Source organism: Neisseria sp. HMSC068C04 (genome assembly GCF_001810105.1).
Classification (GTDB): Bacteria; Pseudomonadota; Gammaproteobacteria; order Burkholderiales; family Neisseriaceae; genus Neisseria; species Neisseria flavescens_B.
The window spans coordinates 1-424 of record NZ_KV799989.1; the positions used below are offsets into that span (position 1 = coordinate 1).

Sequence of the window (424 nt, forward strand, 5' to 3'; positions counted from 1 at the left end):
GATGGTGTGCACCCTGTCTTTATGTGCCTTTAATACCCTAACAGCTGCCCGGGCAGTGTCTTCGGCTTTTAAGTTATCCAATTTACAGATGATGGTGTAGCGGGTAACGCGTTCGACCAAGGTTAGTAATGCGCTTTTTTGATCTTTGCCGATGATGGTGTCGGCCTCCCAATCGCCGATACGGGATTTTTGGTCGACGATGGCGGGTCGGTTTTCTATGCCGACGCGGTTGGGCACTTTGCCTCTGGTCCATGTGCTGCCGTAGCGTTTGCGGTAGGGTTTGCTGCATATTCTGAGGTGTTGCCACAAGGTGCCGCCGTTGCTTTTGTCTTGGCGAAGGTAACGGTAAATGGTGCTGTGGTGGAGCGTGATCCCGTGGTGTTTGCGCAGGTAGGCGCATACTTGTTCGGGACTGAGTTTGCGG

The 424-nt window shown here is 53.3% G+C and carries 1 protein-coding gene; it reads right to left on the reverse strand.

The annotated features are described in order from the left end of the window. Positions 1-424, reverse strand: a 424-nt coding sequence (locus HMPREF2700_RS09370) for an IS30 family transposase (protein WP_141745844.1), incomplete at both ends; no start/stop codon positions are given.